The following is a 16,531-nucleotide window of genomic DNA, read 5'->3' as shown; positions in this document are numbered from 1 at the left end:
ATTCGATATAGAATGGAATGGTGAAAATAGATGATAAACATTGTGGTAACAGGAGCAACAGGGTTTCTTGGCAAGCGAGTAGTTCGTCAATTGTATGAAAATGGCTATCAGGTGACCGCCACTGGTCGGAATATAGCGATTGGCGAACAACTGAAAGCGTTAGGTATTCCTTTTCATCCAGTTGATTTATTACATAAAGAACAGGTAACTGCTATCTGTAAAGGGCAAGATCTGGTCATCCATTGTGCAGCTCTTTCTAGCAGTTGGGGGCGGCGGCAAGATTTTTATCAGCATAATGTCACAGCGACTCACCATGTTGTGCAAGCTTGTATCGAACAGCAGGTGGAGCGTTTGCTTTTTGTTTCAACACCGAGTGTCTATAGTAATGGGCAGGATCAGTTACTCGTACCAGAAAGTCAACTTCTTCCCACGAGCTATACCAATCATTTCGCAGCAACGAAACGGCAGGCAGAAGAAATAGTTACCCAGGCATTCCATCAAGGATTGGCAACGATTACGCTTCGTCCGCGTGCCATTTTTGGTCCAGGTGATCCGAACATTATGCCGCGAATCATTGAGGCAAATCGCCAAGGCAGACTACCGTTTATTGATGGAGGGCAGGCCTGTATCGATTTAACCTATGTCGATAATGTGATTCAAGCGATTATGCAGGCTATTCATGCAGACGCTGCTAGTTTTGGAAAAATATACAATATCTCCAATGGGGAACAGAAGACATTACGAGAATTAGTCACACCTTTTTTCGCCAAGCTTGATCAGCCGGTGCGTTCGAAAGAAGTGTCTTATTCACTAGCGTATAAATTGGCAACCGCGATGGAGTGGAAGGCACGGCTGCTTCATCCTAAGAAAGAGCCATTGTTGACCCGTATGACGGTAGAAATGTTAGGGAGAAGTCTGACATTGGATATTACAGCGGCGCAACAAGAGTTGCATTATCAGCCCTTAGTCAGCGTGGAGGAGGGAATGGACCGCTATGTCGATTGGTACCAAACACAATCAGCCCGTTAGGACCAAGGTAAAAAAGAATATCCAGGCTTTTATAGTGCGTATTCTGATAAAAAGACTACTTATAGCGAGGGGGAAGGCGGATGCAGAGATCTGTAGCTTTAGTAACCGGCGCTTCGAGCGGTTTTGGCCTGCTGACCGTTGTTGAATTAGCGAAAGCGGGCTATCACGTGATTGCCACTATGCGCGATAGCCGTAAACAGGGAGCCTTATTAACGTTAGCCGCAAAGCAGCAAGTGAGTGAGCAGATCGAGGTTTGGTCCTTAGATGTTACGAATCGAACAGAAATCATCGAAGTTTCCGCAAAGCTCACAGAAACATACCAGCGCCTCGATCTCCTCATCCATAATGCAGGGATATCGATTGGCGGTTTTAATGAGGAAATCAGCGAACAAGACTGGCGCCGAAGTATGGAAACCAATTTTTTTGGCGTGGTTTTTTTGACACAGGCACTCCTGCCACTCATGCGTCAGCAACAAAGCGGAAAGATTATTAATGTGAGTAGTGTGGGCGGGCGCATAGCCTTTCCAGGATATGGTCCGTATTCCGCTTCCAAATTTGCCTTAGAGGGTTTTAGTGAATCCTTACGGCTGGAGCTTTCCCTGTATGGTATAGATGTAATTTTGGTCGAGCCCGGAGCCTACCAAACCGATATCTGGGCGAAAGGTTTTACCCATATCGAGGACACAAGTTCCACCCATTCCTCTTATCAACAACCGATGAAACAAGTATTGTCGGTTGGGAAACGGTTAACGAAACATGCCGGACAGCCAATGGATGTGGCCAAAAAAATCGTCAACATCGCCGCCAAACGTAAGCCGCGGCTGCGTTATGCCATGGGCAGAGGTTCTACTTTAGCAGTTATGGCAAAAGGTTTGCTTCCCTGGCGATGGTTGGAAGCATTGATTAAGTGGCAATTGAGAAAAAAATAGGGATTCAAAAAAAGGATTCGTTTTAAGGTATTGGTGGCCAATTTTATATTCTTCAAGAAAAACGAGCAAATCACCACGCCCGTTCTTTTATCATTATACAAGTTGAACGTATAAATATAACAAAAACGTGTGGCAGCAAGGATTTACTCGCATAGCTTCTAATATAAAAATATACGATGACGGCAGTTTTCCAGTATCTAGAACACCTCATCCTTGCAGTGATAACCATTTCTCATCACTCAAGAAAGTAAACTACTTAACATCTTATCCAGGATTTTATGCTTTCCTATCATAAAAAAAGAGATACTGCAGTTACGCAATATCTCTTTTGGATACATGTTAATGGAATCTGGCAATTAGCTTAATAGGCAAGCAACTGCTTATTCAACAAGTTGGTATCCTTGATTTAGCAGCATTTCAACGGATCTCTGCAGGCTGATACCATTTTCTACATTTCCTTCAAAGCTTGAACCAGTCAATTGAGCAAGCTGTTCGAAATCAACGGCTTGATAATCAACGGTTACCTCTTCAATAAGCTTATCGTCTTGGTACTCAATTTCGTGAGTCACACCTTCTGTTGACTGATAAGCTTCTACATCAGCTTGTAATGCCGCTTCTGCTTCTTCTTTGTCCGCTACACCCAACGCACTATAAGGTGTTTCGTTATATGCGGTTTGTTCGGTTACCATGTCACCATCTGCTAAATAAGTAACAGTAGATACAGCGCCACCTTGCTCCATTTCAATTGTTACCTCATTTTGCCCATTCGGATCAATATCTAATTCAGAAGAAGCAGGCTCTTCATTAGCATCAGCCGCCGGTTCCTCGTCTGTTGCAGGCTCCTCTTCTGTAGTAGTATCATCAGCTGCTTCGTCTGTGTCACCAGCTGCATCCTCTTCGTTATTCGCCGCGTCTTCTGTTGTCTCATTATCACTACCGGTATCCGCATCGCTATCTGCGTCGTCAGAACCACAAGCAACTAACGCAACACTAAGCAATAATGTTAGACAAAACATTAACCATTTGTTCATGTGTGATCTCCCTCTCTATTGAAGTTTAAGTAGTATGGTTTTTCATACAAACATATCAATAACAATAAATAAAGATGCCATATTTAGCAATAGGCTGAAGGATGGGATTTTATTTGCTTATTTATGTAGTTAATTTCTGATATTGCGAAGATAATTAAGCCTATTAATCTATTTTTTATTTGGAATGGCGCATGCGTGTCTATATGTTCAGGACTAATTGAATGAATAGCTTTTCCTAATGGTTTTTGGAAAATGTCAAACAGCGATCATTAGCCCCCTTTTTTCACAATAAATGATAGAATTCTTGGTATGATAAGAAAAGGAATGATTTTAACCTGGAATGAACCGGGCTGACATTAGAGTAGTTTGATCAGCACAGAAAAAAATGGAGCAGTTTTGCATCATCCCCCATATCGCCCTTGTGTCGGTATGTGTCGATTTGCAACTTGACAATTAGGACGGAAATTGATAAGTTTACTATTATCAAATTCGAATAAAAAACAATTAAAATAGAAAAATGTTCGTATTTTTCATTAAAAAAAGAGGAGCAATGAAAATGAAGGGAAAATGGACGGAAAGATTATTTCGATTGAAGTCCAATCATACCAATGTACAAACAGAGCTCATCGCCGGTTTAACGATTTTTATGACGATGTTGTATGTCTTAATTGTAGTGCCAGGCATGCTGGAGGAAGCGGGTATGCCAAAAGGACCGGTAACCGTCGCTGTGATTCTTATGACCGCGGTTGTTACGATTGTGATGGGGCTGTATAGTAATCGTCCCTTCGCTCTAGCGCCCGGGCTTGGTTCTGTTGGTTTTTTGGCGATCACATTGGTCGTCTCAGAAGGTATCCCATGGCAAGTAGGTATGGGGATGGTCTTTATTTCAGGGGTCTTGTTTATTTTATTTACCGTGCTTGGTCTGCGTCAGCTGATTGTCAAGCTAATGCCTCCAGCGATCAAGCTTTCCATTGGCGCCGGTGTCGGGTTGTTTATTGCCCTGATCGGCTTTCGAAATGCGGGATTAGTGGTAGCTAGCGAAGACTCCAATTCGCTGCAATTAGGTGATATTGGTTCACCTAATGCCGTGCTGGCCTTGATTGGCTTTTTCATTATGAGTATATTATTGGCAAGAAATGTGCGAGGGCATTTATTAATTGGCATTATCATTGTTACGATCATTGGTATACCAATGGGAATCACCACTCTCCCAGATAAGATATTTTCGGTGCCACAAAGTATTGCACCAGTTGCTTTTGAGTTAGATATTATCGAAGCTTTAAAAATCACGTATTTTCCTTTCTTACTAGCCTTTTTCATCCCGGATTTCTTTTCCAGTTTGGGAACGATGTTGGGTGTGGCAGGTAAAGGGAATATGCTGGATAAAGACGGAAACCTGCCGAAAATCGATAAGCCGTTTTCCGTCGATGCAGGTGGAACAATACTTGGTTCTTTTTTCTCGGTGCCAGTCATGACGACCTATGTAGAGTCTGCGGCAGGTGTAGAGGCTGGTGGGCGAACAGGGTTAACAGCAGTATCTGCAGGTATTCTATTTTTACTAACTTTGTTTATTACACCGTTAATTTTTATTATCCCTACCGAGGCCACAGCGCCAGCGTTGATATTAGTAGGGCTAACCATGCTCTCTGCCGTTCGGAATATCAATTTTAATGATGTGACAGAATCTCTGCCAGCATTTATGACGATCGTGATCACGATTTTTACCTTTAACTTTGGGAATGGGATCGCAGCAGGTATCATTATTTATGTCGTCGTTAAATTATTTTCCGGTAGATATAAGGAACTGCACTGGGGCTTATATGTGTTATTGATTCCATTAATTATTTATTTTGTGTCATTAGCTCATTAATGAAAAGGGGGAAGTAAAACGATGTACTCACGAAAGCATATGGTAGCCGCTGCACGTGGCGACGAGCCGATGGATTGGCTGATCCGTGGTGTTAATCTGGTCAATGTCTTTACCGCAGAGGTATACAAGGCTGACATTGGGGTGAAAGATGATCGCTTTGCGGCGGTTGCCGCCTATCGAGATGGCGCTCCTACTTTTTCCATGTCAGGAAAGCAAGAGATCAACGGGGAAGGGAAATATGCCGTGCCAGGTCTGATCGACTGCCATGTTCATATTGAAAGCACGATGATTCCCCCGGATATGTTTGCAAGGGCGGTGCTTCGTCATGGTACAACGGTCGCAGTGATCGATCCCCATGAAATCGGCAATGTCATGGGGACAGAGGGTGTCGAATACATGGTACGTGCCAGCGAGGATTTACCAGTGGAGATATTAACCACCATCCCCTCTTGTGTACCGGCCGTACCAGGTATGGAAACAGCGGGAGCGGAATTCCATCCAGAAGATATCGAGAAAATGTTAAAACTCCCGAACGTAGTAGGGATTGCAGAAGTCATGGATTATGTCGGTGTGATTAAGCAAAACCCGCGAATGGCAGGCATTGTGGAGAAGGGACTGCAAGCTGGAGTCAGAAATGAAGGGCACTTACCAAGAGTATATGGCTCGGATTTGGCTGCCTATTTAACAGCAGGCGTGGATACCGATCATGAAAGCCGCAGCACGGATGAGATTTTAGAAAAATTACGTGCCGGCATGCTGGTTTATATTCGTGAATCCAGCATCAGTCAATTCGCCGATATTGCAGCCGAGGCTTGGCAAGAGGTGCCGCATGCCACGAATATTGCGATGTGTACCGATGATGTAGAACCAAGTGATATGCTGAAAAATGGTCAGATGAATCGCGTCGTGCGTCGTTGTATTGAAGAGGGGATACCAGCACCTTTGGCGATTCGTTATGCCTCGCTTAATGGAGCAATACGCTTTGGATTGCGTGATCGCGGTGCCATTGCAGCCGGATTCCGTGCTGACTTTTCATTAGTCGATTCATTAGAAACGATGGAAGTGCAGGATGTGTTTGTTGCGGGTAAACAACAAGTCAAAAGTGGCATCCTGCAAGCAGACATCACCAGCAACGTACCACCATTATTGAGAAATACAGTAGATATTCCAGCGTTAACGGAGACGGATATGATTATTCAGGCGCCTGTTCCAACTGGGCAAGTGAAACTGCAAACAATGGAGTTCCTCAAAAATGGCACAACCGCAAAAGGGGAATTAACAGTCGAGGTCGAAAATGGGCAGATTGCCTCTCTGCCGGATGATTACGCCTTTACTTCGGTTATCGGCAGGCATGGCCAAGGCAGACAACCTTTTGTCGGTGTATTGAAGAATTCAGGACTTCGTAAAGGGGCATACGCAACCACGGTGGCCCATGATAGCCACAACTTGGTAGTGACAGGAACCAATACGACAGATATGCTGCTCGCCGTGGAACAAATACAGCAAGCAGGCGGCGGTCTCTGCTTAGTGGAAAACGGAGAGGTTCGCGAACTATTGGAATTACCGCTAGCCGGGCTGATGTCCCCCGAACCAATAGAATCAATGGCAAAAAAAGTGGAGCAATACAGCACAACCGCCAGATCCATGGGAGTGCAAGTAGGTAGGCGTTCACCAGCCATGGCCTTTTCCTCCTTAACCTTAACCGTCATCCCAGAAATACGCATTTCAGATCTCGGCCTAGTGGATGTAGCCACCCAAGCGTTTCTGCCGTTATTTATCGAAGCTTAAAAAAGATTCATCCGTAGCGCTTGTTACAGCGTCGCGGATGAATCTTTTTTCAAGCTTAGGCTCTTACGGAAAAAAACGCCGAATCGCAAAATTCTGTCCGTAAGAATGAATCTAACAGACAGAAAATCGCTCACAGGTAAAATTTTGTCCGTAAGAACGAATCTAACAGACAAAAAATCGCTCACAGGCGAAATTCTGTCCGTAAGAATGAATCTAACAGACAGAAAATCGCTCACAGGCGAAATTTTGTCCGTAAGAACGAATCTAACAGACAAAAAATCGCTCACAGGCGAAATTTTGTCCGTAAGAATGAATCTAACAGACAGAAAATCGCTCACAGGTAAAATTTTGTCCGTAAGAATGAATCTAACAGACAGAAAATCGCTCACAGGTAAAATTTTGTCCGTAAGAACGAATCTAACAGACAAAAAATCGCTCACAGGCGAAATTTTGTCCGTAAGAATGAATCTAACAGACAGAAAATCGCTCACAGGCGAAATTTTGTCCGTAAGAATGAATCTAACAGACAAAAAATCGCTCACAGGCGAAATTCTGTCCGTAACAATGAATCTAACAGACAGAAAATCGCTCACAGGCGAAATTTTGTCCGTAAGAACCCTCCAACAGCCGAAACTCATCCCCCAAAAACATCATTTAACAAAACCTATCTACAAAACCCACCATTTTACCTCCAAGCTATTACCATTAATCTATATAGTAGGTCCACTTATGCTTCCCAACTGGTGTGAAGTGTTTTTCTAATAATCTCTTTATACTTTTCATCGAATAAATACCCTCGCTCCACCCATAAACCAACTGCGACGTCAACTTCTCCCCAGGAAACAACAAGCGCAATTCCCCGATATGACGCAGCAAGCCTTCCTCCATGCTTTCCACCGCACCGCAGCGGGAGCAGGTCAACTTCCTACCGGTTGAAACGACCGTCAATCGCGCGCAAGATCTACAGCGAATCCCCTTCCGCAACCTATCATAGGAATAGGCGGGTAACGATGGATGTGGATAAGCGCCCAAATCCGCGTCTATCAGTTGTTGAGCGATACGTTGTTCCTTCATTTCTGCTGGTGCTTGTTGATTAATCGAACGGATAAATCGCAATAATTGCGTGGAAAATACGAAATGCTTGCTAACAGGGGCTTGATAGAGAAAAAATTGATCATGGGTAAACAGTATGCGAGCTTCAAGCGGAGTAGTTACGTGGTGGGCATGCAGCCATCTGCGTAATAAGGATTCGCTGCGTTGTAATTGCAGCATCGGATTGCTGATTTCATGATCAGGGATTTTATACCATATCTTGTTATCATACTTGTAATCCCCGGTATAATGCTTCACTTCGAGCAAATAAATGGTTGCACCCGTAAAAATAAGGGCGTCGATTTGGAAGGTGGTTGTGCCAATCTGGAGGCGAAGGTCATGCACGATCAAAAAGGATTCCATAACGCTTTCTGACAATAACGTTGCTAATCGTGATTCCCCGAGGTAGCCTTGCTGGAGGTTTTGGAAGGCCAGCTTTTCTTCAGAGGAAAACGGCTGTCGTTCATGCAGTGCTTGGTACACACTTAATTCATCTGGTTTCTGTAATGTTTTCATTATCATTCATATATCCAACTCCTTTCCATCCCATCATATAACAACCGCACCACAATCGCAATCCTAAACCTGAGTATAGCCCCAACCCCATCTGGAGAACCTATTACAAACACGTAAACGAATATGAAGCCCGTGTAAAGATTATGTAAATAATTCCAAAACCTATAGAAGTAGAAAAAAAGCTTTGTTATAGTGAAAAAAATGAGAGATATAGAGAGGTTATCATGTGAGAAAAAAAATCGGCATCTCCGCGATGATTATGTTCATCAGCACCATATTATTGAAAATATCTGGCTTAGCTCGCGATATCTTGATTGCCAACTATTTTGGTGATAGTTATCTAGCCGAGGCCTACCTAGCCGCCTTTATTATTCCCAATATGATGATTCTATTCATGCAAAACGGGATGAAAGAGGTATTTGTACCCCAGTATTTTCAATATAAAAAAAAGCAAGCGGAAGTCGCCTTTTTGAGCCATATCTTCCAATCAAGCTTTGTCATCGGCATACTGTTAGCCATTCTTGGGATGATCCTGGCACCCTTTTTAATAGATTTGCTTTATCCCGCTTTTAACGAAGAAACAGCGACAGTTGCCACTCGAATAATGCGGATTCTGATGATCGCCGTATGTATCGTCTGTATCAATGCCGTCCTGGAAAGCTATCTGGACGCGACCTATCGTTACCATCTCTCGGCTCTCTCCCAGATGTTTGTCTGGGTTACCATGATAGGTTTTACGATACTCTTTGTCACACAATTAGGCGTCTATGTCCTGGCATGGGGCTATTTACTAGGAAGCCTCATTTCCTTTCTGTTTAAAAAGTTGTTCATCAGACGGCTCCAGCTGACGAAACATAAGCTCCATATTCGCTTAGCCGGCCGTTATTACCTGGAGTTACTTCCAGTGGGTATCACCATCATGATTGGGCAGTTGAATCTGATGGTAGACAACGTCTATGCCAGTTACTTTCGAGAAGGGGTGATCACCTATGTTAATTACGCCAAGAATCTTGTGCATCTGCCGCAGACGGTTATTGCGGCGGTGGTCGGAGCGGTCCTTTTCGCTCATATCTCGGAAAGCTATGCCAAACAGAACCTAACCGCCTTTCAACAATCCTTGTCACGGGCGAGCCAGGTTACCTTTTTCTTAACATTACCGGCAGTAGCAGGCCTAACACTAATCCTGCCCGCCGTTATCGAGATGTTGTTTGAACGAGGAGCATTCAGCGCAAACGCCACACTGGAAACGGCGAGGGTAGGTTATTTCTATGCCGGATCCGCCTTTTTCTTCAGCATCAACGTCGTTTGGAACAAGGCGCTTTACACCATGGGAAAAGGCACGGCGATATTCAAGATCGGTCTGATTTCCATCGGGCTTAACATACTCTTAAATCAGCTGCTGACAGGTTGGATCAGCTATTACGGCATTCCACTTGCCTCGTCCTTAGTAGGTGCTTATTACTCGATTAGCACCTATCTGGTTTACCTGAAAATCAATCAGGCAAAAACGCCGACAAAGGCAGAAAGGCAGTATTCTGAATTTATCAAAATCGTCTTAGCTGCCATTGCCATGGCTTCCGTTATCTTATGGATGCAGCAAGCCATCGAGCCATTACACACCATCGTGCAGGTCGTCTTATTGGTAGCAGCAGGGGTCATCATTTATTTTGGCTGCTGTCAGTTATTCCGCGTCAAAGCCTTGACCTTTTTAATAAGACGATTACGAGATTAACGGAGGATTTATATGAATACGTACCAGAAAAAAATAGAGCAGCTTTTTATTTATTATATTCTACTGCAACCAATACTAGATCTGATCGCCTACACCGGCATACCGCTGTCAGAACCAGTTAGAGGCTTGGCCCTTCTGCTTGGCGGCTGTTATATCTTGATGGCTAGTAAGCATCGAATCTATTTTCTAACCATCGCCGCCTTCTTGTTCGGTAATCTGGTGATGAATTATTTTCTGAAACCAAGCTTCGATCTCGTCACAGAAGTGAATTTTCTGATCAAAACCGCATACTTTTTCGTCATGCTAGGCGTATATGGCGAGATATTAAGCCAATCGAAATGGCGAAAAAAAGTGAGCAGCTTCTTCGTCATCAATCTCGGAATCATTGCCGTAGTGATGATCCTGGCCGAACTTACCTCCAGCGGACAACGAAGCTACGGTATGCTGGCCAAAGAAGGGCACACCGGCTGGTTTTTCTCTGGGAATGAACTAAGCGCCATTACCGCCATGGGAATCGTCTTTTTATTCCTTGGTTTTATCCAACAAACCAAATGGCAGCTCCAGCTCTTTTACCTAGTCTTGATTGCTGCCACTGGCTGGTCGATGATGACGATTGGAACGAAAGTCAGCTTTGGTGCGCTCATCCTTGCCTGTGTAGCGATGATCACCTGGTTGTTCATTGAATCCTTCAAGAAGAAGAGTTATCAGAAAAAAATCACGCCATTGCTGTTATTGCTTGTAGGTATGGTACTATTCACGCCGCTGTCAGCCATTGGTCATAACCTGAATATCAGTTATCCAACGTTAGAAAGCAAAAGGAATCCGTCCATCGGTCAAGAGGAGGAACCACCCGATCGTGTCCCGGTCCAGGCGCTCAACGGAAGAGAAGCCTTCTTCCAGGAAAGCCTGCAGCAATACCAAGAAGCACCCCTGTTGCAACAGCTATTTGGTCTTGGTTACGCCGGCAATTATCAGGACGAACCGAAGTTGATTGAGATGGACTTTATCGACTGGTTTATTGCCTATGGAATCATTGGTTTTCTCATCCTGCTGATCCCAATCATCTATAGCTTCTACCGGATCCTAAGCATAGATATTTTGCGCAAGGTACAGCCGTTTATGCTGTTTATCGCCATCGGACTGGGATTAGGAAGTGCCGCATTAGCTGGCCATGTGCTTTCCTCCCCAGCAGCAAGCATTTATCTCGCCGCATTATTCGGACTTGCGGCAACGAGAGGAGGGAGGCGATGAAAAAACGCATTCTCATTATCAGCACCATGTATCCATCCCAAAAATATCCGTCTTTCGGCATTTTTGTCGAAAATCAGGTGAAAAGAATCCGTCAAAACGGTTATTCCGTTGATTTATTAGTCATAAAAAACCCGAAGATGGGAAAAGCTAACCTTATTATCAAATACGGCGTCTGGTTTTTGAAATGGCTTGACCTCGTCGTCAGAAAGCGACAGCGATACGACGTGATCCATGCCCACTATGCGTTTCCCAGCGGCTTATTAGGACTCTGGCTCAAACGCATGATCAAGGTACCACTGATTATCACCGTGCATGGCGGCGATCTCGATAAGATGGCCAACATTAACCAGCGCATCAAGCGTTATACGACAGACATCCTGCAAGCAGCTGATCACGTCATCGCAGTCGGCAGCCGATTAGAGAAACAGCTCATGCAGGAGTACCAAATCGACGCAGCCAAGATTTCCCTACTCAACATGGGGGTAAATCGCTCGATTTTCTATCCGATGTCCAAAACCGACCTGAGAAAAGGGCAACAGCTTAACGAAGAGAGGCCGATTATCCTATTTGTCGGCAATATTATCGAGAACAAAGGCGTACGTGAACTGTTGCAAGCCTTTGAACAGCTTGAGATGTCGCAAGCAGCTTTATATATCATTGGTGCCATAAAAGAGCCCGCATATTACCAAGTATTACAGCAATATATTGCCGACCATGCGATTGAAAATGTTCACTTCCTGCCGGCAGCCGATCAACAGACGGTGGCCCGCTGGATGAATATCGCCGACGTCCAGGTGGTTCCCTCTTATATCGAAGGCTTCGGTTTGGTTGCATTAGAGGCGATGTCTTGTCACACGCCGGTGGTAGGCTCTCATGTGGGTGGGCTGCAATATTTATTGGCAGATCAAGCCGGTCTCAGCGTCGAACCAAAAGATCCGTCCGCTCTCAAGCAAGCGATCGAGCAGGTGCTCCACGATCCAGAGCTAAGAGAAAACATGATTTTAAATGGAGAGGCAAAGGCAGACAACAATGATCAAGAAAAATTAATCCAATCATTATTTACAATCTATGATCGATAGGAGAATAGCTGATGAAACAAAAGAAATTACTTCTCATTTCGTCTATTGGCGGTCATTTAACCCAGTTACTCCAGTTAGAATCGTTATTTAAAAATTATCAGTACCATATCGTCACCGAGAAGTCTGAAATCACCGAGGAGCTGAAAAAGAAATACCCAGTATCCTTCTTGATGTACGGTGGGAGAAACTATCCGTTCCGGTATATCTTTAAATTTTCATTTAACGTGATCAAATCACTCTACCTTTTTCTAAGATACCGACCCGACGTGATTATCTCAACCGGCGCTCATACCGCCGTACCGATGTGCTATCTGGCCAAATTATTCCGACGTAAGGTCGTCTTTATTGAAAGCTTTTCGAAATCGACGAGCCCGACCTTATCAGGAAGATTGGTCTATCCGATCTCTGATTTGTTTATTGTCCAATGGGAAAGCATGAAAAAGATTTATCCAAAAGCGGTATACGGGGGGTCTATCTATTGATTTTCGTTACCTTAGGCACACATGAATTACCTTTTACAAGATTGTTACAAGAGGTAGAACGATGTAAAAGAACCGTTATACCAGACGAAGAGATCATTGTCCAGGCAGGGCACACCGCGTATCACAGTAATGATATGCACATGCATCGCTTTTTCCAATTTGAAGAGATGGAGGCGTTGTATGAACAGGCCGATCTGTTAATCACCCATGCAGGTACCGGTTCTGTCATATCCGGATTGCGGAAGAACAAGGTCGTTATCGCCGCACCAAGATTAAGTAAATTTGGCGAGCACAATGACGACCACCAGCTCCAGCTCGTTGACGTATTTGAAGCAGCAGGGCATATCCTAGCGCTAAGAGAAGGAGATAGGTTGGAGAATGTCCTTGAGCAAGCTTATCAGTTTCAGCCAACCGTGTTCCATTCCGGAAGAGAGAAGATGTTTGGGTTACTTCATGAATTTATTAATGAGGCATAGGAGATGATTAGATGGGGATAAGACGATATCAAATAGCAGATGAACCCTATATTAATCAATTGTTCTATAAAGTCGTTCCACGTAAAAAAAGAAAACCAAGAGTCATGGGGGAAGAATGGCGTTCCTGTACCTTCGTTTATGAAAAAGACGGGCAGATTATCGGCCATATGTCGCTATCCATCAGACGGACCTATATCCATGGCGAAGAACAGCTAATCGGTGTGATCAGCGACAAAATGATCGATCCCGACGCGAGTCAGACAACGATATACCAGCAACTCAAAGAGCACCTGGCCGAGGAAGCCCAGCAATTTGGCGTTACCTGTATCGTTGATATCTATACAGACCCTAAACAGGCGACAGACTCTGACAAGGAAGTGATCAAACCATTACAGCGATATATGAAGATCAATCGCCCGATGTCGATTTGCAAGCATTTATGTTATCACTCACCCTTGTCCCAAGACGATTATATTAAGGATCTCCGTCAGGTCGTCACCAAAAAGAATCGAAGTTTGCCTAAAGGTTGGCAGCTCGAAGAATGGGAGGACACCAATCCAGAACTTGTTCGCTTTATTGCAATGAAATCACATGGCAAGGCTGTACACACCAATCAAAGAGAACAAGAAGCTCTGTATCTTACGTTAGTTTTAACCTATTATGGGGAAATAAAAGGTTATGTCGTTTTTCAATTGTCGATGAAGGGCAGGCTAACAAAGGCTTGTATCGTGGATTTGCTTGCTATTGACGAGCCGTTCACATGGAAATTGCTATTACAAGCAGTCAAACAAATCATTAAAAAAATGCACATTGTCGAGTTATCCATGCTTCCTGACGCAACGATTGATCACTACCTAAGGGGAATCGGTATGAGGCGGTGGTTTAAACCACTATCCATTTCTGTTCATCCATTACAGGATTCCTACCGTCATATACCGAAGAAGAGATGGTGGCTGATTTGGGCTGACATGTATAAGTAAAAAAAATTACACACTTTTGTTATGTTCATTTGCCTGAAAAAGTGGTATAGTAGCCTAAGTGGGAAAATGGATAAGCGTCTAATCGGCGTGTGTGCATGATTTCATTCCAGGAGGAACCAATTATGATGTTAATTTCCTTTTTTATATGCTTGATTATCGCGTTAATTGCAACACCATATATTAAAAAACTTGCCTTGAAATTAAATGTAACCGATCAACCCAATTACCGAAAAGTTCATGATAAGGTCATGCCCAGATTAGGTGGATTAGCTATTATTATTAGTTTTTTCGCCGGTTTTATTATCTTCAATCCGGACAGCCCTTATTTTTGGCCGATCTTTATTGGCGCATTAGTGATCACGATCACCGGTATTTTGGATGATATGTATGAACTTTCTGCAAAAATTAAATTACTGAACCAATTCATCGCAGCAAGTATTGTCGTATTAGGTGGAGCACAGATTACGGTCGTTAACTTGCCATTTGATTATACTGTGGAGTTTGCTTATTTGAGTATTCCAGTCACGATTCTTTGGATTGTTGGGGTAACCAATGCCATTAATTTAATTGATGGGCTAGATGGTCTGGCAGCAGGTGTGTCATCTATCGCATTAATTACTATTTCTGGTTTGGCGATCACACTCGGCGATACCTTCGCCGCCTTTATTGGCTTTATGTTACTAGGCAGTACACTCGGGTTTTTATTCTACAACTTTTACCCGGCCAAGATATTTATGGGGGATACCGGCGCCTTATTCTTAGGCTACATGATCGGGGTTGTGTCGGTATTAGGCTTCAAGAATGCGACATTATTCACCTTGATTATCCCAATTGTCATCCTAGGGGTGCCATTACTAGATACGGGCCTTGCGATTATTAGAAGAATCCGCAACAAGCAGCCTTGGCATAAACCGGATAAGCTCCATTTACATCACTGCTTAATCAATTTTGGTTTTAGCCACCGGCAAGCGGTAATTATGATTTATATGCTTAGCGCCTTGTTTAGCTTAGCAGCAATCATCTTTACCAAGTCGACCATGTGGGGCAGTATGATCACTTTAATCGCCATGATCCTCTTGATCGAAATAGTCGTGGAGATAACCGGGATTATCGGCAAGAACTACCGCCCGATCTTGAACTTGATTGAAGCGAGTAACCAGAAGGATAAGAAATAAAAAAAGCGCCAATTACGGCGCTTTTTCTATGGAATCAGTTAATCTGTCCGCAGCCATCCCATCGGTATATGGATTCCACTCCTGGCAAAAACGACGAACCTGTTCTAAATCAAAGTCCTGTTCTTGAATCACTTGCATCAGTTCATCGCTCGTAAACACCACTGGCCCAGGCATCTGCTCGATATATGGCTCCCAAAACCCCCGCTCTCGCTCATAAGTTTCCAAGTCATAAGGAAAGAAAATCATCGGGCGTTCCAGTAAGGCAAATTCAAACGGAATCGAAGAATAATCCGTAATCAGAATATCCGTGACCGTCAGTAAATGATTCACATTAGGATACGCTGAGACATCCAACACAAAATCTCCGGCCGAAATAGCTGTTTGCTGGGAAACAGCTGGATGAAGCCGTACAAGCAAGACGTATTCCTCGCTAAGCGTCTTCGCCATTCTATCAACATCCAATGCCAGATCCGGCGCGTGCAATTGGTCTTCACGAAAGGTAGGGGCATATAAGATAACCTTCCGGCCATTTATCATCGGATACTGCCGCAGTAACTCCGCTTGTCGCTGGTCGATTTCCTGTTGATCAAAGAAAAAATCCGTCCGCGGAATCCCTGTTTTCAAAAAATGGGACGACTCCAAACCAAAGCTTTCTTGAAAAATTGCCATCATTTTATCGGAACCAACCACAACCTGATCAAATCGATCATAGACACGCTGAAATCTTTTTCGCGCCTTGGAGCTACGTCGTGCAATCGCAGGATCCTGCAACCCAAACTTCTTAATCGCACCATTCGCATGCCATAGCTGTACCACCCGCGCACCTGCTTTAAAATTTGTCACAGACAAAAACCCAAAGTAATTATCGATTATAATGACTTTGGATGTCGCCAAATGATATAACGATTGAATAAATTGCAACGGTCGCTTCGGCTGCAATCGAAATAAATGAAAGCCTGTCTCCTCGCGTGGATAATCAATCGGCCGTTCATTTTCAATGATAATCTTGGTGTAACGCTCATCCAGCTTGTCCCAAACCCGATCCGCCGTATCATTAAAGGAGAGCACAAAGCAAACCTTCTCCGCACGCAATGGCCATAA

15 protein-coding genes are annotated in these 16,531 nt (G+C 43.9%); 12 read left to right on the top strand and 3 right to left on the bottom strand.

The genetic code is table 11. The annotated features are described in order from the left end of the window. The first annotated feature begins 30 nt into the window (after positions 1 to 30). Positions 31 to 1,029 carry an NAD-dependent epimerase/dehydratase family protein gene (locus E0E32_RS18965; protein ID WP_130860508.1) on the top strand — a complete coding sequence of 333 codons (999 nt, stop codon included), beginning with the start codon at positions 31 to 33 and terminating at the stop codon, positions 1,027 to 1,029. An 80-nt stretch (positions 1,030 to 1,109) separates the two neighbouring features. Then, entirely contained in the window at positions 1,110 to 1,958 is an 849-nt protein-coding gene (locus E0E32_RS18960) for an SDR family oxidoreductase (protein ID WP_130860507.1), read from the top strand. A gap of 380 nt (positions 1,959 to 2,338) precedes the next feature. Here E0E32_RS18960 and E0E32_RS18955 read toward each other — a convergent pair whose 3' ends face one another. Beyond that, entirely contained in the window at positions 2,339 to 2,989 is a 651-nt protein-coding gene (locus E0E32_RS18955) for a YehR family lipoprotein (protein WP_130860506.1), read from the bottom strand. 556 nt (positions 2,990 to 3,545) lie between these two features. Here E0E32_RS18955 and E0E32_RS18950 point away from each other — a divergent pair. The 3 genes from E0E32_RS18950 (at position 3,546) to E0E32_RS18940 (ending at position 7,409) form a co-directional block, all read left to right on the top strand. Beyond that, positions 3,546 to 4,859 (top strand): NCS2 family permease, encoded by a 1,314-nt coding sequence (locus E0E32_RS18950; protein WP_130860505.1) that lies wholly within the window; start codon positions 3,546 to 3,548, stop codon positions 4,857 to 4,859. 21 nt (positions 4,860 to 4,880) lie between these two features. Then, positions 4,881 to 6,647, top strand: coding sequence for an adenine deaminase (gene ade, locus E0E32_RS18945; protein ID WP_130860504.1), 1,767 nt, complete (start codon positions 4,881 to 4,883; stop codon positions 6,645 to 6,647). A gap of 105 nt (positions 6,648 to 6,752) precedes the next feature. Beyond that, on the top strand, positions 6,753 to 7,409 hold the full coding sequence (locus tag E0E32_RS18940) for a hypothetical protein (RefSeq protein ID WP_130860503.1): 657 nt from the start codon (positions 6,753 to 6,755) through the stop codon (positions 7,407 to 7,409). On the opposite strand, the gene E0E32_RS18935 is transcribed toward E0E32_RS18940, so the two are convergent. Further along, on the bottom strand, positions 7,353 to 8,261 hold the full coding sequence (locus E0E32_RS18935; protein ID WP_130860502.1) for a nuclease-related domain-containing protein: 909 nt from the start codon (positions 8,259 to 8,261) through the stop codon (positions 7,353 to 7,355). The genes E0E32_RS18940 and E0E32_RS18935 overlap by 57 nt on opposite strands. Before the next feature lie 220 nt (positions 8,262 to 8,481). On the opposite strand from E0E32_RS18935, the gene murJ reads away from it, so the two are divergent. The 7 genes from murJ (at position 8,482) to E0E32_RS18900 (ending at position 15,430) form a co-directional block, all read left to right on the top strand. Further along, positions 8,482 to 9,987: a murein biosynthesis integral membrane protein MurJ gene (gene murJ / locus E0E32_RS18930; RefSeq protein WP_130860501.1), complete on the top strand. Its 1,506-nt coding sequence runs from the start codon at positions 8,482 to 8,484 to the stop codon at positions 9,985 to 9,987. Positions 9,988 to 9,999: 12 nt separating this feature from the next. Continuing rightward, the gene (locus E0E32_RS18925; RefSeq protein WP_130860500.1) at positions 10,000 to 11,238 is read left to right on the top strand and encodes an O-antigen ligase family protein; all 1,239 of its coding nucleotides are present in this window, start codon (positions 10,000 to 10,002) and stop codon (positions 11,236 to 11,238) included. Next, positions 11,235 to 12,317, top strand: coding sequence for a glycosyltransferase (locus E0E32_RS18920; RefSeq protein WP_130860499.1), 1,083 nt, complete (start codon positions 11,235 to 11,237; stop codon positions 12,315 to 12,317). The genes E0E32_RS18925 and E0E32_RS18920 overlap by 4 nt, the downstream gene beginning before the upstream one ends. A gap of 11 nt (positions 12,318 to 12,328) precedes the next feature. Further along, a complete protein-coding gene (gene pssD, locus E0E32_RS18915; protein WP_066190578.1) occupies positions 12,329 to 12,799 on the top strand; it encodes a PssD/Cps14F family polysaccharide biosynthesis glycosyltransferase in 471 nt (156 codons plus the stop codon). Next, positions 12,796 to 13,275, top strand: coding sequence for a PssE/Cps14G family polysaccharide biosynthesis glycosyltransferase (gene pssE, locus E0E32_RS18910; protein ID WP_130860498.1), 480 nt, complete (start codon positions 12,796 to 12,798; stop codon positions 13,273 to 13,275). Before pssD ends, pssE begins: the two co-directional genes overlap by 4 nt. 11 nt (positions 13,276 to 13,286) lie before the next feature. Further along, entirely contained in the window at positions 13,287 to 14,255 is a 969-nt protein-coding gene (locus tag E0E32_RS18905) for a GNAT family N-acetyltransferase (RefSeq protein WP_130860497.1), read from the top strand. A 122-nt stretch (positions 14,256 to 14,377) separates the two neighbouring features. Then, a complete protein-coding gene (locus tag E0E32_RS18900) occupies positions 14,378 to 15,430 on the top strand; it encodes a glycosyltransferase family 4 protein (RefSeq protein ID WP_066190588.1) in 1,053 nt (350 codons plus the stop codon). A gap of 12 nt (positions 15,431 to 15,442) precedes the next feature. Here E0E32_RS18900 and E0E32_RS18895 read toward each other — a convergent pair whose 3' ends face one another. After that, entirely contained in the window at positions 15,443 to 16,498 is a 1,056-nt protein-coding gene (locus E0E32_RS18895) for a CDP-glycerol glycerophosphotransferase family protein (RefSeq protein ID WP_286172001.1), read from the bottom strand. Positions 16,499 to 16,531: the final 33 nt, after the last annotated feature.

The organism is Gracilibacillus phocaeensis (assembly GCF_900626275.1).
GTDB classification, from domain to species: domain Bacteria; phylum Bacillota; class Bacilli; order Bacillales; family Amphibacillaceae; genus Gracilibacillus; species Gracilibacillus timonensis.
This window is presented reverse-complemented; position numbering and strand designations above follow the sequence as displayed.

Bases quoted from the DNA above. Each gene is read 5' to 3' on its own strand.
- E0E32_RS18965 (WP_130860508.1), top strand. From the start codon at position 31: ATGATAAACATTGTGGTAACAGGAGCAACAGGGTTTCTTGGCAAGCGA.
- E0E32_RS18960 (WP_130860507.1), top strand. From the start codon at position 1,110: ATGCAGAGATCTGTAGCTTTAGTAACCGGCGCTTCGAGCGGTTTTGGC.
- E0E32_RS18955 (WP_130860506.1), bottom strand. From the start codon at position 2,989: ATGAACAAATGGTTAATGTTTTGTCTAACATTATTGCTTAGTGTTGCG.
- E0E32_RS18950 (WP_130860505.1), top strand. From the start codon at position 3,546: ATGAAGGGAAAATGGACGGAAAGATTATTTCGATTGAAGTCCAATCAT.
- ade (WP_130860504.1), top strand. From the start codon at position 4,881: ATGTACTCACGAAAGCATATGGTAGCCGCTGCACGTGGCGACGAGCCG.
- E0E32_RS18940 (WP_130860503.1), top strand. From the start codon at position 6,753: ATGAATCTAACAGACAGAAAATCGCTCACAGGTAAAATTTTGTCCGTA.
- E0E32_RS18935 (WP_130860502.1), bottom strand. From the start codon at position 8,261: ATGATAATGAAAACATTACAGAAACCAGATGAATTAAGTGTGTACCAA.
- E0E32_RS18925 (WP_130860500.1), top strand. From the start codon at position 10,000: ATGAATACGTACCAGAAAAAAATAGAGCAGCTTTTTATTTATTATATT.
- E0E32_RS18920 (WP_130860499.1), top strand. From the start codon at position 11,235: ATGAAAAAACGCATTCTCATTATCAGCACCATGTATCCATCCCAAAAA.
- pssD (WP_066190578.1), top strand. From the start codon at position 12,329: ATGAAACAAAAGAAATTACTTCTCATTTCGTCTATTGGCGGTCATTTA.
- E0E32_RS18905 (WP_130860497.1), top strand. From the start codon at position 13,287: ATGGGGATAAGACGATATCAAATAGCAGATGAACCCTATATTAATCAA.
- E0E32_RS18900 (WP_066190588.1), top strand. From the start codon at position 14,378: ATGATGTTAATTTCCTTTTTTATATGCTTGATTATCGCGTTAATTGCA.